At 58.6% G+C, this 26,601-nt stretch carries 12 protein-coding genes; 5 read left to right on the top strand and 7 right to left on the bottom strand.

What is annotated here, in order from left to right; genetic code table 11:
* A partial coding sequence (locus RFM40_RS31930; RefSeq protein WP_320278950.1) for a calcium-binding protein occupies positions 1–6,265 on the bottom strand: 6,265 nt, incomplete at its 3' end.
* 1,012 nt (positions 6,266–7,277) lie between these two features.
* Here RFM40_RS31930 and RFM40_RS31925 point away from each other — a divergent pair.
* Positions 7,278–7,895 (top strand): hypothetical protein, encoded by a 618-nt coding sequence (locus RFM40_RS31925; RefSeq protein WP_320230106.1) that lies wholly within the window; start codon positions 7,278–7,280, stop codon positions 7,893–7,895.
* A 391-nt stretch (positions 7,896–8,286) separates the two neighbouring features.
* Here the strand turns inward: RFM40_RS31925 and RFM40_RS31920 are convergent, their stop codons facing one another.
* The gene (locus RFM40_RS31920; protein WP_320230105.1) at positions 8,287–8,604 is read right to left on the bottom strand and encodes a hypothetical protein; all 318 of its coding nucleotides are present in this window, start codon (positions 8,602–8,604) and stop codon (positions 8,287–8,289) included.
* A 2,185-nt stretch (positions 8,605–10,789) separates the two neighbouring features.
* Here RFM40_RS31920 and RFM40_RS31910 point away from each other — a divergent pair.
* Positions 10,790–17,317 (top strand): NACHT domain-containing protein, encoded by a 6,528-nt coding sequence (locus tag RFM40_RS31910; RefSeq protein ID WP_320230104.1) that lies wholly within the window; start codon positions 10,790–10,792, stop codon positions 17,315–17,317.
* 92 nt (positions 17,318–17,409) lie between these two features.
* On the opposite strand, the gene RFM40_RS31905 is transcribed toward RFM40_RS31910, so the two are convergent.
* The 3 genes from RFM40_RS31905 to RFM40_RS31895 are packed head-to-tail and all read right to left on the bottom strand — an operon-like array spanning position 17,410 to position 20,796.
* A complete protein-coding gene (locus RFM40_RS31905) occupies positions 17,410–18,714 on the bottom strand; it encodes a hypothetical protein (protein ID WP_320230103.1) in 1,305 nt (434 codons plus the stop codon).
* Between the two features lie 49 nt (positions 18,715–18,763).
* Positions 18,764–19,627 carry a nucleotidyl transferase AbiEii/AbiGii toxin family protein gene (locus RFM40_RS31900; RefSeq protein ID WP_320230102.1) on the bottom strand — a complete coding sequence of 288 codons (864 nt, stop codon included), beginning with the start codon at positions 19,625–19,627 and terminating at the stop codon, positions 18,764–18,766.
* Complete coding sequence (locus RFM40_RS31895) at positions 19,618–20,796, bottom strand: type IV toxin-antitoxin system AbiEi family antitoxin (RefSeq protein WP_320230101.1); 1,179 nt, start codon at positions 20,794–20,796, stop codon at positions 19,618–19,620. Before RFM40_RS31895 ends, RFM40_RS31900 begins: the two co-directional genes overlap by 10 nt.
* Before the next feature lie 508 nt (positions 20,797–21,304).
* On the opposite strand from RFM40_RS31895, the gene RFM40_RS31890 reads away from it, so the two are divergent.
* Positions 21,305–21,910, top strand: a complete 606-nt coding sequence (locus RFM40_RS31890) for an NAD(P)H-dependent oxidoreductase (protein WP_320230100.1) — start codon at positions 21,305–21,307, stop codon at positions 21,908–21,910.
* A 478-nt stretch (positions 21,911–22,388) separates the two neighbouring features.
* On the opposite strand, the gene RFM40_RS31885 is transcribed toward RFM40_RS31890, so the two are convergent.
* The gene (locus RFM40_RS31885) at positions 22,389–23,039 is read right to left on the bottom strand and encodes an SDR family NAD(P)-dependent oxidoreductase (RefSeq protein ID WP_320230099.1); all 651 of its coding nucleotides are present in this window, start codon (positions 23,037–23,039) and stop codon (positions 22,389–22,391) included.
* 91 nt (positions 23,040–23,130) lie between these two features.
* Here RFM40_RS31885 and RFM40_RS31880 point away from each other — a divergent pair, with 91 nt between their 5' ends.
* Positions 23,131–24,033, top strand: a complete 903-nt coding sequence (locus tag RFM40_RS31880) for a LysR family transcriptional regulator (RefSeq protein ID WP_320230098.1) — start codon at positions 23,131–23,133, stop codon at positions 24,031–24,033.
* A 156-nt stretch (positions 24,034–24,189) separates the two neighbouring features.
* On the opposite strand, the gene RFM40_RS31875 is transcribed toward RFM40_RS31880, so the two are convergent.
* Positions 24,190–25,092 carry a LysR family transcriptional regulator gene (locus RFM40_RS31875; RefSeq protein ID WP_320278949.1) on the bottom strand — a complete coding sequence of 301 codons (903 nt, stop codon included), beginning with the start codon at positions 25,090–25,092 and terminating at the stop codon, positions 24,190–24,192.
* Between the two features lie 119 nt (positions 25,093–25,211).
* Between RFM40_RS31875 and RFM40_RS31870 the strand changes: the two genes are divergently transcribed.
* Positions 25,212–26,183, top strand: coding sequence for an MBL fold metallo-hydrolase (locus tag RFM40_RS31870; RefSeq protein WP_320230096.1), 972 nt, complete (start codon positions 25,212–25,214; stop codon positions 26,181–26,183).
* Positions 26,184–26,601: the final 418 nt, after the last annotated feature.

Here is a 26,601-nt window from a genome sequence, read left to right as displayed (position 1 = left end):
TGAACAGCAGCCTGTCATTGTTGCCGTTGTAGCCGGCTTCGTTGATGATGTCGTTGCCGTCGCCGCGAGCGTAAACATAGGTGTCGTCGCCGCCGGCGCCGTTCAACGTATCGTCGCCTGCCTTTCCGCGAATCGTGTCGGCAGCACTAAACCCGGAGATGGTGTCGTTGCCGGCGCTTGCCGCCTGATCGAGCAGCTTGACCCTGATGTCGGCCCTTGTCCAGGTAGTCCCGTCGGCGAAGACGACCTTGTCGACGCCCTGGCCGCTCACGTCCTCGAGACTATTCTTGAGGAGCACAGAACCATCGTCACCGGCGCCCGGCGTGCTCTCGGCGATCATCACGGTCACGTCGTTGCCGTTGCGTACCAGGGTCACGGCCGAGGGATTGATGTCGGTGAACAACAGCCTGTCATTGTTGCCGTTGTAGCCGGCTTCGTTGATGATGTCGTTGCCGTCGCCGCGAGCGTAAACATAGGTGTCGTCGCCGCCGGCGCCGTTTAAGGTGTCATTGCCATGCCGCCCATTCATGATTCCCGAGGCGGCAGAGCCTACCAAGTTGTCATCACCATCCGTTGCCGAATCGGACACCGACATCTGGCGCAGCATATCCGCGTTCCAGACGGTGCCGTTGTCGAATTCGATGATTTCGATCCCATATTGATCGTAATGGTAGCTGCCGCTCTGTGGGCCGGTGACGGTGAGACTCCCGCCGTTCCCAGCGCCGAGTGGGCTCTCCGCTATCTGAATGACAAGATTGCCGTTCAATCGCGAGAAGCTCACCTGAGCAGGATCGATGTTGTGCAGGCGGATGCGATCATTCGACCCACTCTCCGCAACTGTCTCCAGAATGACGTCGTCGCCATCGCCGCGGGTATGTTCATAGATGTCATTGCCGACATTGCCATCAAGCGTGTCGTTGCCGGTGCCGCCAATAAGCGTATCGTTGCCGAGATAGCCCACCAAAATGTCGTTGCCGGCGCCGCCATCGAGCCTGTCGTTGCCCGAGCGGCCGTCAAGCAGATCGTCGCCTGTCCCGCCGATCAGAACATTGTCACCGGCATCGCCATGGATCTCGTCGTTGAAGGTCGTTCCCGTGATGTTTTCCAAGCTCCGCAGCGTCGCAATGAGCCGCAGGTTTTCGGCCTGCAGTTGTGGCGTATCGCTGGTCTTGGCTTCGCCCTGGTTCTCGACAAGATCGACATGGATCGCCGTGTCGAAACTGGCGAACGTCGCGGTGTCGGTCCCCGCGCCTCCGTCAAGTGCATCGACGTCTCCGGCCTCGGCGATGCTCAACACCAGCGTGTCGTTGCCGGTGTCACCGAACAACAGGTCGGAGCCGGCCTTTCCGTCGATGAAATCGTTGCCGTTGCCGCCTTCCAGCCGCTGATCGAGGTAAGAACCCACAATCGTATCGCTCTGGCTGGTTCCCACGTAGAAGGCCGAGCCCTCCTGCGCCCAGAAACGGATGTCTTCACGGTTCCAAACCGTGCCGTCAGCAAAGACAAGACGGTCCAGCCCCCGGCCGGATGTGGCGCGACCCGAGAACGCGCCCACATCGGTGATCTGCTGGCCGGTTGCCGCGATGGCAATGTGAAGATCGCTCCCAGTCACGGAAAGTGCGACGTCTTCGGCATTGATCCCCGATAACATCAACGTATCGGTCTCGGTGAGGAACGTTGAGCCGTCAACGATGACATCATTGCCATCCCCCAGATGGTATATATAGGTATCGTTCCCATTCGCGCTTCCGGGATTGTAGCTCTGCCAATAGGACGGCGCGGAGACGATCAAATCGTCCCCCAGATCGCCGACAAACGTATTGTCCAGGATATCCTGGTTACTCTGGATCGTGTCGTTCGTATCGGTGCCGCGATACCAGCCCTTAGCCTGCATGGCCGCCCTGTCCCACACAACACCGTTGGCGAACTCGATAGCGTCCACGCTTTGATGGGCGCCTGAATAGAAAGCGGCGTTCGTGATCGTCTGTCCCGTCACGAGATCCTTGATGAGAAGATCGCCTCCGGCCCTCGAAAGTTCGACTTCATCGTCGTCGATGCCGATCAATCGGAGCGTGTCTACCTCTGTAGCCGAGGTGGAACCGTCAAAGATGAAGTCATTTCCGTCGCCATGACGATAGATGAATGTATCGCTACCGTTGTTGTCGCCAGGATTCCAAGACTGCCAATAGGAAATGGCAGACGCGATCGTATCGTCACCCGTGCCCCCATCGAAGGTCTGGTCCCAGGCTGCGTTGTCTTGCAGATAATCCCGGGAACTTGTCCCGCTTATCCAGGTCGGCTCCGCATGCGCCTTGATTTGCGCGCGATCCCAGGCAACGCCGTTGGCGAATTCGATCCGGTCGATCCCCACTCCTGCCGCGTAGAGGAACTCTTCGCTGGTGACCGTTTCATTCGTCTCCAGCATCCTGATGACGAGATGAGAACCGCTATAGGAGAGCTCCACCTCCTCTGGATTGATATCGACCAGGACCAGCCGGTCGACTTCGGTCAACGACTTCGAACCATCGTTGATGATGTCGTTGCCGTCCCCCTTTCGATAAATGAAAGTGTCGCTGCCTGTATTGGAGCTATCAAAATCGGTGCTACGCGAGCCGCCGGCATTCACATGACCGGCCAGCATGAGGTCATCCCCCTTGCCTCCGTCGTAGACGTCATCTTCGGCACCCCAGTCCTGAAGGAAGTCAGAACCGTCTCCGCCAAGGAGCCGATCGCTGCCGGCACCACCCAACAGCACGTCGTTGCCCGCGCCGCCATAGAGGAGGTCGTTGCCGTTGCCACCGTCGAGATAGTCGTTACCTCGCGCATCCGACAGCGCAAATCCCAGATGCCCGGTCACAGGCTCGTCGCCGAAGAGTTCATCGTTGCCGTCCCGCCCTAACAAGGAATCGTTGCCCCTACCCCCGATCAGGACGTCGTCGCCGCCGCGGCCATCCATCGAATTGTGGCCATCGGTTGCGGCGGCGAACAGCGCGTTGTCGGCGGAAAAAACATCGCTGTAGTTATCGTTTCCTTGCGAGTCGACGAAACCAGTGAAGGGATCGTGTGGACCGATCATGAACCCATGCGGACCCGCGACGAGCGGCGGACTACCTGCTATGACGCCAGTGTTCCCAAATTCGTCAACGAAATAAGCCCATTGGAGGCCGCCGTTGACATACTCACTCCACGTCCAGAAATCCCGGCCAAGATAATCCTCACCTGTCTTATGGAAGATCTGTTCTCTTGATAGCGTCGTTCCGCCGGCAAACGTAATCTGATCGATGCCGTAAGCCCTTACTCCCCAATCGTCGATTAGATTGTCGGCGCCTGTGAAGAAACTACCGACCGAAATAACCTCACCTGTCGACTGCACGGTAATATTCAGGCTGTCACCGGAGTAGGAGAATTTGACGTCGGTGACGTAGACCCCCGAGAGGATCAACTTGTCGATTTCAGCCGCATTGTTGCTGCTGTCGATGATGGTGTCGCTGCCGTCACCCTTGTGCCAGATATAGGTGTCGGCGCCAGATCCGCCCGACATAGTATCGTTGCCGTGACCTCCGTCGAAATTGTCATCAAGATCCGACCCCGACAGGCCATTCGGCCGATCGTCTCCTCTGATCCATGCCGCTTTCGCGATCGTTTGCCGATCCCACACTGCACCGCTTGCGAATTGTATCTGATCGATACCCCAACCGTTGGCGTTCCAATAATTTGGCGAATTTCCAGCGCCGCTATCGCGGAAAAACGACTGATCGGTGATCACTTCCCCTGTTGCCAGGATCTTGATCAGCAAAGCATCGCCGGCGCGCGACAATTCCACGTCTGAAGGCATGATGTTGGCCAGCACCAGCCTGTCGTTTTCGGTTTTGACGCCACTGGTGTCGTTAATGACGTCGAAACCATCGCCCGCGGCATAAAGGATCTTGTCATTGCCGCCGCTGATCCTGATCTTGTCGTGGCCCTTGCCGCCCTGCAGGACGTCGTTGCCCGCGGTGTCCTGAACGAGATTGTCCCGGCCATCGCCGACCGAGGTCGTTAGGCCACGGATCTGCTCGCGGTTCATGACCGAACCGTCGGCGAAGCGGATTTCGTCGATACCGCGATTTTTCACCCCCCAATCGGCGAAGAAGTCCTCTGTCACGATCTTTTCGGTCGTGCCCGATATCTTCAGGATCAGATCGTCGCCGATGCGCTCGAACGTGAGATCGGTCGCTGCAAGATCGGTGAGGAACAAAGTGTCCTTCTCTACCTGGGAGGTCGAGGAGTCGCGGATATAGTCCGTGCCGTCGCCGCGCGAATACACGAACAGGTCGCTGCCCGCGCTCGAGACCAGCAGATCGTCACCCTTGCCGCCGATGAAGACATTGTCGCCTGCGGTCCGCACCATGCCGTCGGCGCTATCGCTGCCGAGCGCGGCCGTGCCGCCGACGATCTCGGTGGCGATCAGCCGCAGATCGTGATCGGCGATCGTCGAAAGCACCGTGCTGGCGGTTGTCACATAGGCAGCGCGGTTGCCCTCGAAGGCAGCCGAGACAATTCCGTCCAAGCCCGCAATCGTCTTGGACAGATATTTTGCTGCAGCGCCCGCGCCCTCCGGCATCATTCCCTTGATGAGGTCGAGCACCATGCCGACATTGCCGGGCGTCTCGGGCGGCGTGGTGCCTTCGGGCCATTCGTGGCGGAAGTCGAGCAAAGCGTAGAAGAAATACGGGCTTTCCAGCGCAGCGGTCAGATCACCGCCTCTTGCGATCGTGCTGCCGGCAGTTTGCGCCAGGAAGGCGGTGAGCATCGCATCGACGATCTGATCGAAACTCGCCTCGATGTTGGCGCCGAACTGTTCCGTCGTCGGCGAGCTCGTCGTCTGCTGCCCCGCATAGATTTCCTTGTATTCGACGCCGAAGAATTTCTCGACGAAGGCCAGGTGCTGGGCATCGACATATTGCCCGCGCGATCCATCCGCGACGCCGTCCACCGACGCCCAGCGCAGCATCAAATCCTCGAAGGCGGCGCGCAATTGTTCGGGCGACATTGTTGCAGCCGCGTCAGTCAGCGCCGTCCAATCCGCATTGAAGACGGCGTCTTGCGTTGCCTTCCAGGCGGTTGAATTGATCTGCCCCGAGCCTGGAAGCTGCGGCAGCTTGTCGACGCCCTCGGCCGGCGTGAAATTCGGCGTATTATCGGCGCGCGTGTCCTGTCTGTCGGTCTGGAAATAGATCGTCTGGGCGGTCCCGGTCGTTCCATTGGCCCGCGTAAACGACGCTTCGTAACCGACATCATGGCCGGCATTGGTTCCGGTAACGTCGGTCCGCGTCAGCGAGATTGAACTGATGCCGGCCTCGGTAAGCGTCACCATCTCGCCTGCGTCGACCGCGCCGTCCTGGTCCAGGTCCTGCCAGACTTTCAGCGTGCCGAAGACGGCGTCAGAGTCATCGATCTTGCCGTCGCCATTGCTATCGAAGGTCTCCAGCACGGCGAATCCGTCCTGGGTGGAAGAACCGAAAAGTTCGGAAGCGCCGTCCACGATGCCGTTTCCGTTGGCATCCCGAACCAAGATTCCATCATCGCCCGACACCCAGCCGGTACGCTCGGCAAAGCCATCGGTGTCGTAGTCGAAGTGAACCGTAGAGCCTGCTAGCGGCGAAAGATGAACGCCATCGCCGTTTAGGTCGAGGATCAGGGGATCGCGAATGATATTGAAAAGCGGTTCAACTAGACCGACATAGGAAATCGGAAAATCGCTCAAGTGCTGAAACAGATCGTCAAACAGTTTCCCCGCGAAGTCGAATATGTTCTCAATCTGCTCCCAATGATCATATACAATCTGTCCAGCAGTGTAAAATATTGGCAACAAAGCTAATATCGGCGTCGCGGGAGATATAATAACGACAGCAGCTACACCTAGGGTGACTCCGAGAACGCCAGCAAACAATCTCGACGTTAGATCGAGGCTCTTTTCTATATCGCCAGAATCGATCGCTTGCTCTATAGCAGTTATGTCAACTGCAACGGATATGCCGAGAGAAATCGGACCAGCTATGCGCGCAACATCTGCAAATGCTTGACTTATAATCGCCCGCTGCTCTAAAGTTGGCGACCCAACGTACAACGAAATCTGCTTCGCGCCAAACAATGTCGCCGACATAAGGGTGGAGCTTGTCTTTAGGAAATTTAGTATCGACGTCGACGGATAGCCGTCAGGGAATTTTTCCTGCTCCCAAGACCGAAACCAGTCTTCAAATTCTTCTTGGCTAATGTCAATCATTGCTATTTCTTTCCTTTAGGAACCCAAGGTATAAACACGCAATAGCCAGAATAACTATCGTCGACCCCAAAGAGGCGTCCTTAGCCAAAAAGGAGAATAGGTAGATAGCCGTCAAAAAAACAATGGAGGCGGAGACATTTATAGCCGACAACCTCCATCTAAATGGCGATAAATACCCAACAAGCAATACAAGAATCGGAAACAGATAGCGAAAACTTGGAAATAGACTAAGAATTATATTGATAACAATTATGCCGGAAGCAGAAATTCCGAGGAACAACAAAATATAAAAGAGCGTTGACCGGCCGTTCATTTCGCTAATTGCCCTCGCCCATTATGAAAAGCGATCGGCCAATCGGCCTTCGTTGCGCTATCCAAACCAAGCGATCAGGACGCTCGCCTATTGCCATGATACGCCACCTAGCGCAGTTAGCTGCCGACACTCATAATCATACCTATGAATTCTCATTACGTGCTTCCGCCGATCTAAAATTGTGCCTCCGCCGATCTAAAATTCGGAACATCCTGACGCAAGCAGACCGACAGCACCAAACGGCGCCCCCCCTTCGGCTCGCACAGAACGACAGATGCCAAGCGTAGCACCCGACAAACCATGAATCTCCGCCGCTTTTTGGGATTGCCGCGATTTCGCTGCACTACCCCCGCAACAGTTTCGGTAACATAGCCGTGATCAACTGTTAAGACCTTCGTGCGAGCGAATCCGAAATATTCCTGAATTTAGTTGCGGCTAATATACACAGTTGCTTGCCGTACTACCCGGGGAAAGGCGGGCCAATATACATCGGCACAAACGTACGCAAACAAGGTACAATTTTACTTTTTGTTCTTATTTGCCACATAGCCTATCTGGTACGCAATCGTGTCAGCGTCCCTTGGAAAATGCTTGCGATGCCAACAATCCGGGCGTTTTGCAGCCATCCCCCTTCCCCGGTCGCAATCGTCTGGCTGGCGCTCAGCGCTGCTCTGAGCCTGGCTGCTGATGCAAGGCACAATGCCCAATGGCGACGTCGACGACGTGCTGAAGCTGCATGAGATCAGGCATCTTCTACAAACAGGCAATCCGTTCGACCGAGCGCTGACCGGCATCGCGCAGCCCGAACCAATGATCTCGCACTGGCCGTGGATCATCGACGCGCCCTATGCGTTGCTGGCGGTAGCTATTGCGCCAGTTGTTGGGATGGAGGCTGCCATCTCGGCCGCAGCATTCATCGTGCCGCTGTTGCTGCTCCTGGTTGCGATAACCTTGCTTTTCCAAGTGATCAGAGAACTCGAGTTCGAACATCCCGGTGCAGTGCTGGCCGTCGCTGCCTTTGCTGGGTTGCCGTCATTCTCGGAATTGCAACCCTGGCATATCGATTACCACAATCTGCAGATGCTCATCCTCCTCGGCGAGGCATTACTGACAATCCGCGCCGGGCGGATTGCCACCGGATTGAATAGTGCCTTGATGGCTCTGTTTACGGCGATCAGCGGCGAAATGGCGCCGTTCATTGCTCTGCCGGCGGGCTTATACGCATTGGCTTTCATCACCGGAAAAAGCGAGTCAGGGAAGGATCTCAAGGCATACGGCCTGGAACTGGCGGCAACCGGTATTGCGGTATCTTTGTAGTGGTGGGACCCCATGCTTACACCAGCGCTGCCTGCGACCGCTATTCGCTTCTGCACCTCACGGCGCTTGTGATCACCGGCGTCGTGCTTGCAATCGTCTCCGCTGCGGATATGGCCGGAGGCTGCGGACACGGGCCATGTGTTTTTCTAGCAGGCGCTTGTGCGACAGCTGCGCTGCTTGTCGTCTTTTTCCCCAGTGTTCGGGCGGCCCACTAGTCAGCCTGAGCGACTACGCACGCGACAATTGGCTTTCGCGCATCGAACAGGAACGAGCGCAACGGCGGTCGATCTCATTCCTTCCACATCGTTGAGCGAAGCAGAGCCTGCATGTGCTCTGGTAGGTCGAGCTCGCCACGCGCCTCGATCTCCAAAAGATATTGGGCCTTGGCCAATCAATCGCCTTCGCTGACCGCAGGATAGGCGCAGCTGGCCAGCAGCGCCCTTTCCTCGGCTCGGCTGGCTCTGTTGTAGTCACGGCTGTTGCCGCCCCTTTGGTGCACCGCCCTGCCGAACGCCTCGTATGCCCTCTTGTGCGCCTCAATCAGCACTGGCAGTTCCTTGGACGGCTCTTGGTCCCAGCGCGCTGGCTCTGTTTCATGCGCCGTTGCCGCAACGGTCGAGGCGACGACAGCGCTGCCGGAGTGGAAGAGCAAGGCGCGGCGGCTGATCCTGGACGTGGTGACCCTCCTCTTCACTTCAATGACGGGCAAACCGAGTGTCGTAGAGACCACCGGAATCGTAGCACGATGGTTCGCGCATTCATGTCAGGATGGATCGCCCCATGGCGGCTGCAGCGAGCGTGGTCGGGCGAAGCGGAGCGCCCGCATAGCGACAGGAGTGCCGCGCTCGCTGTGGACGAGACACACGAGCAGCAGACAAGACGGCGTCGGCCGCCACCTTACGGCCGACGCTGACGACTGGGCCCTGTTCGGTCGCAGAAGGAGGCCGCCCATGCGCCGCCAGGGTCGAGTCGGCCGAGTCGATGAGGCCTTGAGATCGTCGATCCGTCAACTCAGCCAGGCCCCTCGCCTCCAGACGCGCCCCCGAGGTACCGCACATTGCGCTCAACCACGGAAACCATTGAACAAGCGCCGTCGCTGCAAGGTGTAGGAAACATCCACACATTGCGAGATAGCCGATAACCCACTGAAACAACGCGACCGACATAGGCCGCACATTGCGGCCTTTTATCCTGCCGTCTTAAACGGTTGTTCTTTTCGAGACTTTGTCGACATCGCATTTCTTCCTCTATGCTACGATAATACACGAATCTATTCTCTGCACCACGATTCAGTATTCTGGCGTCGAGTTCGATGCGCCGTGCAGTCTTCCGCGCTCTGCGACGGGGTAGTTGCGCTACTTATTTGCAGCAGTGGAACCGTCGTGGCGCACCTTTCCATCGGACTGACGGAGCATCGTCACAGGCAATCCGGCGCGGTCCGGCCGTCTCGCGATCGGCGCGGCCGCAGGCAATGTATGGCGCGCCCCGCCCGCAAGCGGAATGTTCAAGCGGGCGCACCCGGTCTGCACCAATGTGTCCGGCCTCGGCACTTTGGACGCCCTGCCAAGATGGAGATTCGCGCGCCCGGCTCGCAACAGGATACCCGACCTAGAAAGGGCCGCTACCTGTCGACAGGTTTGCCGAACGCCGATCAAACGTTGGGCCATCCCTCTGTACATCCTCCCTCAGACTCCGTGCGGCCGACCAGATGCCAGGGCGCGCCCGCTCGACCGAACTCGTCACCCCTTGGAGGCCATCACTGCGTCGTCGGGCGCCATTTTTTGACCACGGCCCACGCGATCCGGCCAGGCTATTCGCGAGCGCAACGACCACCACGTTACGCTTGGCGCGCTCTAGCAGGGCGCGGCGAGGCGCGCAGGTGAGTGTCCATTCGCGCCAGATATAGCAGTGCCGTTGGCCCGCCATGGATCAACATCACGCACATGTAGGTGCTCCCGCGCTTGCTGATCCCCGTCAGGCGGGGTTGCCGCCGGTCGTGATCTGGCGCGGCACCAGCCCCAACTAGGCGGCGAAGTCGCGTCCCTGGCAAAAGCCCGCACGTCGCCGACCGCTGCTACCAGGGCTGTTGCATTGAGTGGGCCGATGCCCGGGACGCAGCGTAACAGACGAGCCCGTTGATCGCCCCTTGCGGGCGCTTCGAACTCCTGATCGAGTTGCTTGATAATGATCGAGTGAGCCCAGTTCGTTGACCGCCTCACGAACGAGTTGCTACGTCCCGGCGGTTAAAGTCGTGGTGTTCGGCAGCTCCTCGCGCAGCCACAGGTTAAGCTTGGTTCGCCCCTTGGCGATGACGATGCCACGTCAAACAGCACTCCACGGAACTGATTGATCAGGCCGTCCGGGCGCCGACCACCCGCTCGCGCGCATGATGCAAGGTCCGCACTTCGAGTAGCTCATCGGCCTTGATTGGTACGAAACGCATGATGGGCCGGGTTGCAGCTTCGGCAATGGCCTCGGCGTCACGATCGTCGTTTCTTGTGCGACTTGACGTAGGGTTTGACATACTCAGGCGGCATCAGCCGAACGTTGTGTCCGCTCATGACGAACTGACGCGCAATAAGTATCGACGGTCCAATGGTGGAGGCGAAGAGCTGCGTCGTATTTCGTTGAGACGCCGGTGTGTTGCTCGGTCAACGCACTGACCGCGAACCGATAAGCCAAATCGGTCAAACTCGATTTGGCGGGTCATCAGCCGATCCATTTTCCAACAAGAAACGTTCGGATGAAGTCTCTATCTGCGTTGTCTAACGCCCTAGGGACCTCTACACTACCCCATTCCGACTCACTGTTCTTGCAGCAGAGATGTCGCGCGGGACCTCATTTGCGGGGCACTCCGGCCTTTATTCAGTCTGGGATTTAAATTTCGGGTGGGAGTGGAAAAAGTCGATCTCATTCGAGCATCGCTCGACGGGCATGCCTTTCATCATGCTTGGGCAGCCCGCAGTGCGCTAGAGCTCCTCCCCACGACAACCGACCTGCAACTGATTTCGATCGAAGGTTTCCCGAAGGACGAGGAGGGCTTAAGCCCTTCGGACGCCTCAGACGAGGTGGCAGACCTGGTGCGGTTTCGAGGTGGAAGAACCTCTAAAACCGCATCGCGAATTGAGGTCGTTCAGTTCAAATACTCGATCGCAAAGGCCGCGGAGCCCATGCGAGCAGTGGCAGCGGGCAAAACCATCAAGAAGTTCGCCGCCGCATTCGAGGATTATGTCAAGGAACTCGGGTTCGATCGCGCGAGCCAGATCGTACGGTTCGAACTTGTGACGAACCGTCCCATCGCACCAGAACTGACTGATGGTCTTGCCGGGCTGCAACAGGGTAACACGATGGATGGAGCCGCTAGAGATCAGGCCGATGCCATCGCGACAGCCTGTGGCTTGGATGGTCGGGAGCTTCGCGCCTTCGCGACGATGCTTTCGGTTTTGGGTGGAAGGGGCACTTTGCGTGGTTCTATCGGCGGCCTCGCGAAGGCAATCGCCAGTTGGAGTTCTTCGTCGGATGCTCTGGCGCGTACACGGCTCATCGCTCTTCAACGGCTGATAACGGATAAGGCTGGTAGCGGCGGCCAATCCAACAACGCCGTTACTCGCGTGGATGTCCTAGGTGCGCTGGAAATAGCTGACGAGCGCGAGTTGTTCCCAGCAGAAGCTGCTTTTCCGCCCGTCGAAAGAGTCATCGCGCGTGACGCCAATAACGAGCTGCTGTTAAAGGTCGATGGCCTGGCTAGCCCTCTTCTCGTTCACGGCGTTGGCGGTATGGGCAAGACAGTATTGATGCAATCTCTCGCGGACCGCCTTGCCGAGTCGAATTTAGTGGCCCTGTTTGACGGATTCGGTGCCGGTCGCTGGCGGGATCCGGCGGATGGGCGGCATCTGCCACAACGAGCTTTGCTCCAACTCATCAACCAAATTGCGGCGAAAGGGCTATGCGATCTTCTGCTGCCCGGTGGCACCGTTGAAGACCTTCTCAGAGCCTTCCGCAGACGGCTTGAACAAGCAACAGCATCGCTGCGAGACCAAGGATTCGCGGGTACAGTCGTGCTTCTACTCGACGCGATCGATCATTCGGCGATGCAAGCGCAAGCGACACAGACGCACTCGTTTGCAGCGCTGTTGTTGGAAAGCTTTTCGATCTCGCCAATCGAAGGTGTGCGACTTGTAGGTTCGTGCCGAACTGAGCGCTTGGCGCTAACCAGGGGGGATGTGGAGTGCGAATTGTATGAGGTTCCACCCTTCAGTAACGCGGAAGCACATGCCCTGGTTCTCGCGAAGTATCCAAACGCCACTTCGACCGACGCGGCGACGGCATATGCACGATCTAACGGCAATCCCCGTATCCTCAGCATGGTGCTCAGGCAAGGACCGCCATTTGAAGTGTCTCGAGTGGGGCCGAAACCTTCGCTTACTGAAGCGTTGGATGAACTGATCGCAGAGCAAGTTCAAGCCGCACGAAGGAATGCCAAATCGCTGGGGGCGGCAGACGCTCAGATCGATGCAGTGCTCGCTGGTCTGTCGCTCCTCCCGCCGCCGGTCCCTGTTGAAGAGCTGGCTGCTGCCCAAGGCGTGCAGGCTGAGGCAATCCAGAGCTTTGTGGCGGACTTGTTCCCGCTTATTGAACAGACGCCGTATGGATTGATCTTCCGCGACGAGCCTACCGAAACATTTGTTCGTAAGCGTGCCGATCAAGACGTAGCTTCGCAAGAGGAAGTGCTTCGTCGCCTTGATGATCGTCAGGAGGTAAGTAACTACGCCGCTAGAACCTTGCCTGCGGTTCTGCGCGAGCTGGGCAGAAAGGCTCAGCTATTCGCACTCGCGTTCATTGATCGACTTCCGGCAACCGCAACAAGCGGCGTCGCGCAGCGCGCGATACGCCTTGCCAGGCTCGAGGCGGCGTTGCATGTGGCCGGCAAGGAAGGCGAAACCGATAAGCTAATGGCGCTGACGCTGGAGCTGGCTCGCATCTCCGAAGGTTACGGTCGATCGGATAGGTACATCCGCGACAATCCGGATTTGATAGCGATCGCTGCGGATCCGGAAGCACTTCGGCGACTATTCGAAGATCGCGGAAATTGGCCCGGCGCTCGCCACGCATCATTGGCCGTCGCAAACCTCATGGAGGATGATAACGACGAGGCGTGGCGAAATGCGCGGCGTTCGCTGGAGTGGCATGATTGGCGCGTACGTCAAATTGACGGGGGAAAGCAAAGGTTGCCAAACACACGCCAGCTTGATGTCTATGGGCCGGCGTGGGTCGCTGTCGCGCTTGGCCGCCAGAGGATCGTGGGCGAATGGCTACTGCGTTGGGAGCCGGCCGCAGGATTTGCGTACGCGGTCGAAATCGTACGATTGCTCGAAGAGCACGCCTGTATCTCTGACAAAGCCGCCAAGCGCCGAGATCAACTTTACCAAGAGCTTGGAAGGATCAAACAGCCTGCAACGATCTACCTGCTGGCAGTGCTCACACGATCGCGCAGTTTGTCCTCTGGGCTACGGGACCGTTTGGTGTCGAAACTGGTCAGCGCGAGTGACTTACCAAATGCAAACACCCAAACAGATGATCGAGACGGGCTAGAAGGCCTAACTCAGGCTTTCGTCGACGTTGCCATGCGAGAGGTGCTTGCTGGAAGAAAGGCGGCCGCCGCGTTGCTCATTGATAGGGCGAGTCTGAACCGTCCGAGGATCTATGTCTTCGACGGAGTTGGTAGATCATGGGGCGAGATGAGCCGGTGGCTGCTGGCTGGCTTGGTACGAGCGACAGCTCGCGGGCACGATATAAGCATTATGGACGTGGCTCCTGTCGAAATCGACAACTTGGTGCGACGAAAGATTGATCGGAAGACGCCCGTCAAGTACATGCTTGCCGTCAAGGAAGGACTGAAAGTCCCACCGCCCTCGAAGCGGCGACGACCGGATCGGAAACGCGCGATAGATAGGGAGGGACTTCACCGCTTTATCGATTTGCGAATCTCCCCCATCCTGACAGTGCTGGCTGACGCGCAAGAAGACTTGCGCCAAGGTAAGCCTGATGCAGCTGTGAAGCGGCTGCTCGATGCCTGCGACAACGAGTTCAACAAGCTTGAGAGCTATCCCTATCGGGACAATCGAGGCTTTGCGAACCGGCTAACGAGCCGGATCGCTGTTCAAATCGCGAACGCGATGGACATCATCGATCCGGCGACTGCCGCACGTGTCTGCACATATTTCGAGGGCTCAAAATACCACCATTTGCCCGACGAGAGCCGGATCGTCTGGATGCTTGCGTCTCATGCGGCAGGCGCTTCTGCAGCCCTGAAGCTGGCGTCTGCGATAAGCGACAAGCTAGCTGCCGAAACCAGCGTCGATACCCGGATTGGCCAACAGGCCACCCTGGCGCACGCGGTGTGGCCGGCGTCCACCGCTGAAGCCAGAAGCTACTTCATGGCGGGCTTGCAACTCGCCGACAGTTTTAGTTCCGACGATATCGACGAGACATATGGGCTGCTTGCGCTCGCCGAGGCCTACCGAGGCCCACGTCTGACGCCGCAGACGGTGCACGACTTTCAGCGGCTCTGCGAGATGCAGATGACCGGTGATGCCGATCGCTACGACTGGCGCGCCCACAGCTTTGCGCTGGCGCGAATTGGGGGGTTGGAGGGGTTGGCGATTGCATGTCGCCTGCTCGACCGGAATCGTGGCGGTCTGAAATACGATCATCTTGAGCTCTGCGCGGCGCTCGTAGAGGCAGAGAAACTATCCCCGGAGTTGGCTGCCGTTCTGATAGGCGTGCAAAGTTACAAGGATTGGCTAGCGTTTCGCATCACGGACCATCTTGGGCGGATCCTGCCGACAATCGATGGGTCACACCAAGCAACGGTACTCGGCTATGCCGCTTGCGAAGTTGATCGCGTATACGCCGCAGGCATACCGTCAGAGATCGCAAATGGGCTAAGGGCGTTCGCCGTTCAGTATCTGTCCGAACAGGATCCGCTGCGTCTCAGATTTGAGCAGCTCGCCGTCGAGGAAAATCACGCGCCAGATGATGATAGCAAGCGCGGCCTTCTGGATATCGTTTTCGAGAGCAGATCCGATCAATCCGGGGAAGAATGGAATCTGATAGAGGCAATTGTGGCTGAGGCCGACATTGCAAGCGCTGCAGGAATTGATGCGGCCGTCGCCAGGCTTCCAGAAAAGCATAAAGTAGGACGTCCAACTGCACGACTTCTGAAGCGGCTCGGCGAAGGGGCGGCGCTACCAGATCTGCAAATTCGGTTCCTCGATGCTGTCGAGCAGGCGCTGTTGGTAGGCGTTGAGGACAAGCTTTTAGCTTTGGACGGTATCTTGCCGGAATGGATGCACGCATCCGCTGCCATTCGAGATCATGTGGCCGGCTGGGCGAGAAGGCTTTGTGCTCGACACGCTCGTGATTTGGCCAAGAGTGGATGGGGTGGCTCTCATTGCCAAAACCGGCTCATCGCCATTTGCGATGGCGCCATCACGAGCGGAGAGATTGCCGCTCTTGTCCTGAAGCACTTGGACGGACAGCTGGGCGAGATGGATCGCAAATCTTGGCTTGGACTTGCCCGCCAACTTACTCTATCTGCCTCGTCCCAGTCGTTGGGTGATGGACTGAGCCGGTATGTTCGCTTAGCGGCAAAGGCGATTCCAGACGAGTTTGCGGACGGCCCGTGGTCGACTGGCTTCGAGGTGTCCGACGATCAGTCCGCCGTGGTTGCAGGCGTGATATGGTCTCAGCTGGGTAGCCCAAATGCTCGCACCCGCTGGCGGGCAGCTCACGCAGTGAGGCGAAGTGTCGAGTTGAATCAGCCTGAGGTCGTGGAACACCTTATGGGCCGCATCCATTCAATGGATGCCGGGGCCTTTCAGGATCGCTCGACCAACTTCTTTTTCCTGAACGCCAAGCTGTGGCTAATGTTAGCAATGGCTCGAATAGCTCTCGATCAACCGGATCGGGTTGTTACTTATCGCCAGATACTCGAGGAGATTGCGTTCTCGACAGACTTGCCACATGTACTCATGCGAGAACTTGCCAGACGCATTCTGTCGTCAATCTCCATTTGCTTGCCTAAGACCGACGGCGAGGCACTGAGAAAACGATGCAAGCTCGTCAATGCTCACGCTTTGAAGCCTGAGCGAAGGGACCACTACTATGGAGCCGACTTCTACGGCAAGGTCCCGGACGGTTACACCAGGCGCGAGCCTGAGTTCCATTTCGAGTACGACTTCGCGAAATACCGGCTGGTTGGATTGGCGGAAATATTCGGTTCGCACCAATATGAGACCGGTGACAAGGTTGCCGCTTGGGTCCATCGATGGTCCCCCGGCGCGACCAATATGTGGTCAGGGCGCGGCGAAGATTTTGATGAATGGTCCGGAGGCCGCAAGCCTATGCTGGAAGGTTGGAACGGTCACCTAGCCTGGCACGGTCTATTCCTTGCTGCCGGCGAGATGCTGCTCACCCATCGTATCGTTACAACGGAATGGGATAGGCACCCTTGGAAAAACTGGTTAAGCAATGAACTGCTGTCGCGCGAAGACGGGCGCTGGCTCGCCGATGACACCAGTCTGACACCCGTGGACATTGGATCGGAGCTGACCGGCGGAAGAGACCTGCCGGTGCCGGCGCGATCGATCGAACTTCTACCACTGGCAAATCCGGATTATCTTGGTCCGGAATGGCTTGTGGTCGACGGTATGTGGGATGCCAAAGATGGGTTTGACGTCACAGTCTCTTCGGCCCTTGTCCCAGAAGCTGATCTAAGCGACGCGGTGCTGACACTCGCGTTACTGAGCCAATTTGACGTTTGGTTGCCTAAGAGACGGCACGAAGATCGATTCCATGTCGAGATGCGGCCCTTTCAAGCATGGCTTGACGAGGTCGAACGGGCTCGCGAGAGTGGGATCGACCAGTCCGATCCATATGGAATCCGAACAGCTCGCGACGATGTCATCCCGGTACCCGATCTGGTACGAGACGCTGGCCTTTATTCGCTTTCACCATACCACCGTATCTGGTCAGACGGCGCCGCTGCAAAATTCAGAACTGAGGCTTGGGGCCGCATGAGTGGCAGTGGCCGGGACAAGAGCGAGATTCGTGGACGAAGAGCCCTCGCTCATCGCTCGCTCATCCAGCAGGCATGCGCCTCGGTCGGTGGCAGCTTGGTGATTTTGATCTTTACCCGTCGCTACATGGAGGGAAAGCATGGAGACGCCGCTTTTCCCTCACGGTGGCTCCTGGTCGTGGTAGGGCCGGACGGAAAGCCGCAGCCAGTGGTCCGGATTCCGACAGCTGTGCGCCGCGCGGTGAAGGCCATGGCCGAACATCCCCGACCCGAGTTCAAACGGGCGCTCAAAGTTGTGCGATCCGCCCGAAGGGCCAACGCCAGGTCCCGCCGAAAGGCCTAGGCACCGGATTCACGAAATGAGGCGTCACTCGGATGCCAAGCACAGGGCATCTTCGCAAGCGGCACCTCGATGACGACTCCTGCCGCCGGGCGCTATGATTTTTCCATGGGCCGCATTTGGGCGGTGTCCTCGAACTGCACCATCGACATAGGCGGGCGCCCGTATGCGTCCTGTAATTCATTCCAGAAGCGGAGGAGGAACTCGCGGCGTTCGGCCGGCGTCCAATGCTCAGTCTCGTGCTCAACCGCCGCCTGCCTCGCGACATCCTCGAATTGCTCTGAAGTATAGGTCCCCGGGAGAACAGTCTGGCTGAGGTCGCTTGCTCCGAGCTTGATGCCGACAGGCCCCTTGCCGCCCATCTCGCGGATCGCGGCAATACCATTGCGAAGGAACTCATCGAGCGGGCCGAAGGGTATCGCGGATGAAAAGAACGTCCGACCATTGTGCTCGGAGAAGCTGTTGCAGTTGACCGCCCAAAGTTCGCCGGTCGCCTGAAACCATTGCGTGGCGTTCCAGACATCCATCTCATTGCGGTCCGACTCGATGCGCCCCCAGACCGAAAGGGCGCCATCTCGGTTGAGACCCCAGTCACCATCGCGACTGCGGATGACGAGGCCGATGTTCGAAATCCGGGGTTCAAGATCGCTCCGAGGCGGAGGCGTCCATAGCGCAGGCGCGATCCGCGCGAAAATCCGACGGCCGTTGCTGATTTTGACTCGACGCTGCGGCTCGCCCATTGATGCATTGCGATACTGGAGGTTTCCTTCAGCGCCTTTCCAGATGGCTGGATCCGTGTCGCTGGCTGGTTGCCAGACGATGGCAGGTGGCGCGGCCTTCGTGGACGCCTGGGCTGCGAGGATTGGCAGGATATGGTCCTTGAGTATGCTGGCGAACCGCTTCCTTTCGGCCGCGATCTCTGTCTTCGTCGCGCCATTGGCCAGCTTGTAGGTCTTGGCGCCACTGCGGTGACGCCAGTCGAAGGGCAGCGCCTCGGGCCCGGGATAATGCGCCGCGTTGGCGACGAGAACGATGCGGCCTTGCGTGATGGCACGCTCGGCGTAGCCCAACTCTGACATGACGTTTGGGTTCTGGAGATATTTGGGCTCGGATCGCTTATCAGCGGCGACGCCAGGCTGCAGGACAGCCGGGTCGGTGACTGCGACAGGCGTCATGTCCGCGACGAAGACGTTCGCGGACGCGATCTTGGCTAGAATCGTGGAGGCGATGTCCTGCGTTCCGGCCACGTTTTTCATATCGTGATCGACTTCCGGCCGCTCAGCTTCCTCGAAGTCGGGATCGCTGGCGATCAGCTTGCAGGCATCTTTCAGAGCATCGCGGACAAAATAGTGGTGGAGCGTCTGATCGCGGTCGCTCTGCCAGGACCAAAATACTTTCATTCCCAAATCTTACTCCCTCGTGAGGCAAGGCGTGTCGTGCCGGGCAATGTCATCCAGCGAGCCCAATTGCATGTAGCCAGGCCTGGACCTGACCGAAGGCGTCCAACTGCCATTGCTCCGGCGTGCGCTCGCCGATCGCGGCTGTTCCCTCGACGAACTGTCGAACCCAGACGGGCCCGATCATGTCCTCGGTTGCGAACTTCTCCGCGATCCCCAGAAAGCCATCACGGGCGTCTTCAATATCGAGCAATGGCCGGCACGCGACGGCAAGAGCTTCGGGGCCGCCGTCGTAATTGCGGATGCAATAGTAAACGTCGTAGGCGTCCTTGCGCTTTTGCCGCCTCATAAGCGCGTGCCCTTTCATGGCGAGTAGCGCAGGTATGGAGGCGACAGCGATCTCCACTCGGTTGCGGCCGCCGCCGGGCATGTCACCTTCAATGGCAGTGAGTTGATGAAAGCGCAGTGCAAGCTCGGCGCCCGACGCCCGCTGCACCGCAAACTCTGACAAGATCGGCGGGATGTTCTTTTCGATCTCGGCGCCACGCGGCATAAGGAAATCGACGATCACCTCGATCGGCGGGCCGCCATCGTCGGGTGCAATTGTGCGGACTAACTGAAATCGGCGGTGCTCAGGACTTTGCGCGTAGCCGTTTCGCATCAACGCTTCGACAAGGCGGACATATTCGCCATCGCCCAGCGCTTCGGCGTCGAGGCTGAGATCAATGTCGGTGGTGCCGACATGGCGCATGTCATCATGGTCGAGGAGCAGCCAAGGGACCGCGCCGCCGATGACGGCGAACTTTCCCTCGAAGCTGCCGAGGACTTGGCCGATTTCGATGAGGGCGGATTTGACGGCTTCGGTGACGCGGTCACTATAGTCGGCAGCAGATTGGGGATCGGGCGCTAATGCCATGTGAGCAATTTCTCTCGGAGGTGGTCGGCAGCCTCACGCCCACGGTCGTCGAGGTGCCATAGGTCGAGATAGGTCTGGACTGGGGATGAGACGGGCGGCGCGCCGGGATTCTCGACGCGCTCTTTCAGAATGGCAGTGTCGTCAAGCTCGACGATCTCGACATTGGCCCCGCTTTTGGCGGTCCTCAGCCTCAGCGCGTTGGCCAGCGCCGGGATGGCCTGATTGTCGGCATAGAGCATCGTAGTGTTGCCGCGCACATAGGGGGCGAGCCAATGCGCCGCCGAAAGCCCGCCCAGCATCGCACGGCCGTCGAAGCTCGGCGCGTTGAGGGTATTACGCAGGATCTGCTCCAGCTCGCGTCCATGGAGGGTGGTGTACCAGGACGTCCGCTTTCCTCGGACTGGCTCATAGTCATCGCGCCACGCGTCCAGCAGTGCGTTGGGCGAGGTCAGGCGCAGCCCGTCGTCGTCGGCGGTGGCCCATTCTCGGTCAATGAGAGCCGTGCGCACGTTGCTGACATGGCCGAGACTGACGCCCGACGCCTCAGCAAGGTCTGTGACCTTCCAGGGACGGGAGGGGTCGCGCAGAAGCGTGCGCAGGACCTGTCCGGCTTTGGGCGAAAAGACCGCGCGGAAGTTGCGCGCGGCGGGCTTCGGCCGCTCGGCGGTCTCACGCTCGATATAGACGCCCTCGAAGGCGATGCGGCAATTGCCGGCGAGGTCGATCCAGCCGACCCCTGCGCGCTCGCAGAGATGACGCGAGTCGAGCGAAAGCCAGGAGGCGCCGACAAGGGGGACGGCAAGCGTCCTGTTCATCGTCATATAGCTATGGAGCTGATTGATGGCGCTTCGGACCTGACGAGGGTAGCCGGGCTCTTTGACCTCACAGATGAGGGTGGTCGAGCGTCCGTCGAGGGTCACATCGACGAGGATATCGATCTCGTGCAGTGAATCGTTGGGGGCCTTCCGTCGCTCGCCCTCGACCTCAAGCGAGTTGATATCCAGCGCTGGAATCCGCTCCAATTGCGCACGCAAGGCGTGGGCAAGCTGGAATTCGACCTCTTTCATTCGATCATAGGGTTTCATGGAACAGTGAAATAACATGTTTTGGTGAAAACGGCAACCGATTTCACCAAGATCGCCTATTTCACTATAAAATGAAAAAACCACTCCGGGTGAAATCGCTCCATCTGAGCCAGTGGGTGCCTACCGAGTTCTTACCAATGCATCCTCAGAGGAAATCAAATCGCGGTCCGCCGCCATAGTGTCCCGATTCAATCGTCCAGCGTCTTCGAGCGCTTCATCGTCTGGCAGATCGCCATGCCGAACGCTGAGAGAAAATGGTTTCGTGGACGGCGCCGCCCATTGGCATCGGATGCCCAGAACGCCAAGAACCGCCCCGATTGATCAGACCGGGACGGTTATTGATTTATGATAAAATTGGTTGCGGGGACAGGATTTGGCTTTTCTGGCCTTCTGTCCCGCGGCGTCGCTTCGCCTCCTTGCAGGCCTGATGCGCTCGACTTCAGCTCGGAGCGTGCTGACAGATGGGTGCCATCATTGACGGCTTCAACGGGGAAATGCCACGGTCGTCGACAACTCGATCTCGGGTGAGCGTGTCGTCCGCGAACTCGACATCATCGCCAAGCACCCCCACAAGGCGCTGTTAATATCCACGATGCGTATCTTCTCTCTCATTGCTCATCCCCGCCCCAACAGTTTCTGCCATGCGATCTCGGATCGAGCCCGAAATGCGCTATCTAGCGCGGGACACGAGATTGTGCATCACGACCTTTACGCGGAACGGTTCCAGCCTTGCCTGATAGCGGAAGAGGCATACAGCGTCGGCGATACCCTTGAGCAAGCGTTGTCCCGTGCGGCTGATCCGATCGTGCGGATACACCGGGAGGAAATTGCCAGTGCCGAAGGACTGCTCATTGTGCATCCGAACTGGTGGGGAAAACCTCCTGCCATCCTGTCCGGCTGGCTCGACCGTGTACTGGTACCAGGTGTCGCCTATCGACTCACCTCGGCGGACGGATTGCCAGAAGCGCTCCTCTCAATCGCAAAGGCCGTCATCTTCAATACTTCCGATACACTTCCGGAACGTGAGCAGGCCGATCTTGGCGATCCTCTGGAATTGATCTGGGGACGATGTGTGCTCCCTTACTGTGGCGTGAAAGCCTATGAACGGCTCGTCTTCCGGCCTGTGGTCGGGAGTTCTCACGAGCAGAGGATAACTTGGCTTTCAGACGTGGACGAACTCAGTCGTAATGCGTTCTGAAGTGGGGTGAATATCCGCCCCATCCGATTCATCGCTGTGAAGGCCGGCAATCTGTCTACGCCAAAGGCTTGCCTTCGACGGGACAAGAGGGATTCGAACTCCGTTCAAGGTAGAGCTATAGCGTAAGCGTAGTTCTCATCACCTGTGCCTTCAGACTGGAGCGCGACTGACTTGCCGACGGTTGCACCTATGCTGAACGTCGCCGAAAGGGGAAAAAGCGGAGCAAGCCCCGCCGCATGCGGTCGGGCCAAATTCAACACCCTTTTGGATTTCAGAGCCCCTGCCCGCCCTCGATAAAGCCGGGCTGGTCATAGTCAGCGTCATCAGACATCCTGCGCCACGCCGTTTCCCGTCCTCGGAGTCTGCGCCCAATCCTCGACGCTGCCTATCTCGATTTGCAACCGCTTGCCAGCCATGATTCCGAACCAGGGCCTGGAGGTCGGTGCCCAAGGTACGACGAAGTCTGTCGATCAGGCGGTCAGACGTAATTGAATTCGAAGGCCCAGTCTTCCCGCGCCTGGGTGTGAATGTCCCAGTATTTCTCAGCAATTGCCCGGGTAGAGAACCGGCCAGCCGGCTCGACATAGCCGCAGATGTTGATCACCGTGAGGTGAATGCCCCGTTCGGCGAGGTCGGGAGCCGCGCTTTCCGTCAGGTTTTTCAGCGCAGCTTTACCGGCGCTGAGCGAGGCCATGTCCGCATTCGGATACATCGCAAAGCCGCCGCCCGTGAACAGGATCGTCCCCTTCGGCATGCTTTTTGCAGCAACCGAAGCGACCAATTGGGCCCCTACCACGTTGACCGTAAGTTCCCTTGCGAACTGGGTCGGGAGCAAGTCGAGCGGCCGGTTCGGCGCCGCCGCGGCCCCATGATAGATTACGGCCTCCGGGGCGCCCCATGCCGAGATGACTTCACGTGTTGTCGCATCGAGCGCAGGCAGATCGGCAGCATCGACGGACCGAACCAGCGTCTCGATCCTCTCGCCCTCGAGAGTTTTGGCTAGGCTGCCGAGGTTTTCCAATGACCGCGCGAACAGAGCGACCCTCCCGAACTCGGCGCCGAAGCGGCGCGCAATTGCGAGGCCGAGCCCGGGGCCTGCGCCGACGATAAGGGCGTATGTGTCGCTCATCTTCCAGTGTCCTTCGTTTCTTGCCGATGGCAGGAACCTGGATCGAGGGCGTGTATTTGGCAAATTGAATTAGTGTATGTAATTTATTCGTATGGCCAATATACGAGGCATCGATCTCAATCTCTTGGCGGTGCTCCAAGCTCTGCTGGCGGAGGAGAGCGTGTCGCGGGCCGCGGAAGTCGTAAGCCTGTCGCAGCCCGCGACGAGCCAGGCCCTCGGCCGCCTGCGGGCGCTTTTCAAGGACAAGCTCCTTGAACGCCGTGAGGGCCGTCTGCGTCGCACAGCCTTCGCGACACGGTTGATGCCGAGACTCAATGCTGCGATCCAGTCGACCAAGGCAGTCTTTGCGCCGGAAGCGGATTTCGATCCTGCGCAGATGAAAGGGACAATCACGCTCGCCGCGACCGACTACGTCAGCGGGCTTCTACTCCCGGGCTTCCTGCGAGCGCTCAAGGCGGCCGCGCCCGCTCTCGATCTACGCATTGTCCCGACCGACCGAATTGCAGTCGGCGACACGCTGCGTTCGGGACGCGCCGATCTGGCACTCGGCGTCTTTGGCCCCTCCACGACCGGCTTTTGGACCGAACAGCTGTTTGAGGACGACTTTGTCATCGTTGCACGTCAGGGCCATCCGATCCTGGCTGCGGAAACCCTCGCGCCGCACGACATGACGGGCTTCGAGTGGGCCTTGGTTTCCGCTTCCGGGGATCCGGTCGGACAGGTCGACGATGCGCTTCGGCCCCTGGGACTAACGCGCCGCGTCCTTCTCACGGTTCCGAACTTCCTCCACGCTCCGCAGATCGTCGCCGAAACAGGGCTCGTCATCGCTCTCGGCCGGCGCTTCAGCAAGATGGCGGCGGCAAATTGGCCGCTAGGGTTGCGCGAGCTGCCGCTGCCTGTTGCTGGCTTCACCGCCAATATGATGTGGCTCGCGCAAAGAGACGGCGACCCGGTGCTCGGCTGGATACGGTCGTTGCTGCGGTTGTCCGTCTAGTCGTCAGAGGGTCTGTTCGAGATCGGGCAAGATCTAGAAAAGATCGGCAACGATGCCGTAGTCGGCGACCTGTCGCTAGCACAGCTGGATGCGCCTCCATCAAAATCGCGGAATCCTTATCCGCGACGACCTTGTCGCTAAGATCGGCTTATGCCCTCATTCTGCGAGCGCTCCACGTGTCCGCAGAAATCTTGCCAGACCCTCGACGAAGGCGCGCACCTTTCTAGGAACATAGCGATTCGAAAGATAGACGGCCTGAATGACCTGTGGCTCGTGCCGCCAATCGGGAAGCACGCGTTCAAGTGTGCCTGACGCGATCATCGGATCCAGAAGGACGTCGTGGACGAGTCCAATACCCATCCCAGCGGCGATCGCCTCGCATATAAGGTGTGAATTGTCAGATCGGAGTACTGGCTTTACGAGAACGTCCGTGACCTCTGAGGTTCGCGTCAGACGGATCTGTTCGGCGCCTTCTAGATACGAGCGTACGACGTAATCGTGATGCTTCAGATCCGTAGGATGGCTCGGCCGTCCATGCCCATCAAGATACCGAGGCGTCGCCGCGAGACTGCGCTTCAGTAGCCCTATCTTTCGCACGATCAGCTGACTTTCCGTAACCGGTCCCATCCGAACCGCGAGATCGAGGCCGTCGGCGGCCAGATCAACGAAGCGATCGGAGAGTGAGACGTCCAAATCGATGCCCGGGTGCTCTTCCCTGAACTGAAAAAGGTATGCGCCCAGAATTTGGGTCCCAAAGCTAACAGGCGCGCTAATGGCCAATCGACCCGTGATTCCCGCGTCCAGATCACTGACGATCTGGTCGGCTTCCTCCATGCGCTCCAGTACGCCTCTGACATGCTGCAGATAAAGAGCACCCGCCTCCGTCAAAGCAACTTTTCGCGTTGTTCGATCGAACAACCGAGTCTGCAGCTGGGTTTCTAAAGCCCGGATTTGCTGGCTTACGGCAGACTGCGCGCGCTGAAGATCACGAGCCGCAGCCGAAAAGCTGCCGCTTTCTGCGACGCGCACGAAACAGGACAACATCGAAAGACGATCCAAGGTGGCGGTCCCATTTATAAGTAGCCGAGATAAATGTTATCAAGTTTGCCAGAATTAATCAGCGGGGATAATCGCGATATAGCAATTCAGCCAATCGTCCGAAACTTCCAGGAGCTGAAATGTCTATCTCACGTCGAAACCTTTTCGCCCTCTCTGCCGGCCTCGCTTCGGTCGCCGTTCTCCCCGGCTCCCCTGGCGCTCTTTCCGCGGTTCCCCCTGCCGCAACCCCGGTGCCCGGCGTGATCCGCCGGAAGGTCGGAAAGATCGAGGTGACCGCTCTTCTTGACGGCTATATGGAAATGCCCGCCACCCTATTCAAAGCACCGGAGGAAGAAGCTGCCCGCCTCGCCCGCGAACAATTCCAACCGCCCTCGCCGCGCTCGAGCCCGGTCAACGCCTATCTAATCAACCTGGGCGACCGCCTTGTGCTGATCGACACAGGGGCAGCTGATCTCTTCGGTCCAACGCTCGGAAAGCTGTCGCAAGCACTTGCCGCGGTCGGGGTCAAACCCGAGCAGATTGATGCGGTGCTGCTCACTCATATGCATCCGGATCACGTTGGCGGCGCCATCGATCCGCATGGGAAGGCCGTGTATTCAAACGCGGAGCTGATTGTTTCGGAAGCTGATTTTCGCTACTGGCACGACGAGGGCGCTCTTAGCCAGGCTCCAGCAGCATTCAAGCCATTTTTCTCTGGAGCTCGCGCCGTCGCCAAAGCTTACCAAAAGCGTCTGACACAATTTTCCGATGAAACCGAGGTATTCGGTGAGCTAAGGACCGTGCCGCTCCCCGGCCATACACCCGGCCACACCGGCGTTATGGTCCGTTCCGGAGACGATGCCCTCTTCATTTGGGCCGATATTGTACACCATGCCGCATTTCAGTTCGCCCATCCGGAATGGGGCCCTGCCTTTGACGTTGATGGAAACCAAGCTGCAGCGTCCCGCAAGCGCGCGTTTGACCAGGCAGCTTACGATCGCATCCTTCTGGCGGGGATGCACATGCCGTTTCCCGGTTTTGGCCACATCGCTTCCGAAAATGGCAGCTACCGTTTCGTGGCCGCCGAATGGCCGTACGCGCTGCAACTGTAGCTGCGACCAACCCAAGTTGGACGGATCGCTGGCGAAATCTACGCGAGTTCGGGCGGATTCTACGCGAGGTCCATCCGCCAGACCGCTAACATTGCGCCTCGCCTGTGCACGTTGAGGTTGGCCGTCATTGTCGAAGCCACGGACTGAGGCACGAGAACCAACCCGGCAGACGAGTCAGTGGTCAGGATTGTTCGGAAGAGGCAGCCCGGGAAGCTATTTCGCTGCAACGGCGGCAATGTCGTCGACGGCCAGACTGCCGACGCGATGCGTCGTCGCGCTAGGTGAGGCGTCTAGTCTAGTCTCTGCTGGGGCGTCCGGCTTGTAGAAACGCAAAAACCGCCCCGGTTAGACCGGGACGGTTATGGATTTATGATGAAAGTGGTTGCGGGGACAGGATTTGAACCTGTGACCTTCAGGT

Origin of the sequence: Mesorhizobium captivum (assembly GCF_033977165.1) — a bacterium.
GTDB lineage: Bacteria > Pseudomonadota > Alphaproteobacteria > Rhizobiales > Rhizobiaceae > Mesorhizobium > Mesorhizobium captivum.
The sequence above is the reverse complement of the archived record's forward strand: the minus strand, read 5'-3'. Positions and strand labels throughout refer to the sequence as shown.

What these genes read in the sequence shown, in the direction of transcription:
- RFM40_RS31880 (WP_320230098.1), top strand. Translation starts at nt 23,131, where the DNA reads ATGGCCAATATACGAGGCATCGATCTCAATCTCTTGGCGGTGCTCCAA.
- RFM40_RS31890 (WP_320230100.1), top strand. Translation starts at nt 21,305, where the DNA reads ATGCGTATCTTCTCTCTCATTGCTCATCCCCGCCCCAACAGTTTCTGC.
- RFM40_RS31885 (WP_320230099.1), bottom strand. Translation starts at nt 23,039, where the DNA reads ATGAGCGACACATACGCCCTTATCGTCGGCGCAGGCCCCGGGCTCGGC.
- RFM40_RS31925 (WP_320230106.1), top strand. Translation starts at nt 7,278, where the DNA reads ATGCCCAATGGCGACGTCGACGACGTGCTGAAGCTGCATGAGATCAGG.
- RFM40_RS31905 (WP_320230103.1), bottom strand. Translation starts at nt 18,714, where the DNA reads ATGAAAGTATTTTGGTCCTGGCAGAGCGACCGCGATCAGACGCTCCAC.
- RFM40_RS31870 (WP_320230096.1), top strand. Translation starts at nt 25,212, where the DNA reads ATGTCTATCTCACGTCGAAACCTTTTCGCCCTCTCTGCCGGCCTCGCT.
- RFM40_RS31900 (WP_320230102.1), bottom strand. Translation starts at nt 19,627, where the DNA reads ATGGCATTAGCGCCCGATCCCCAATCTGCTGCCGACTATAGTGACCGC.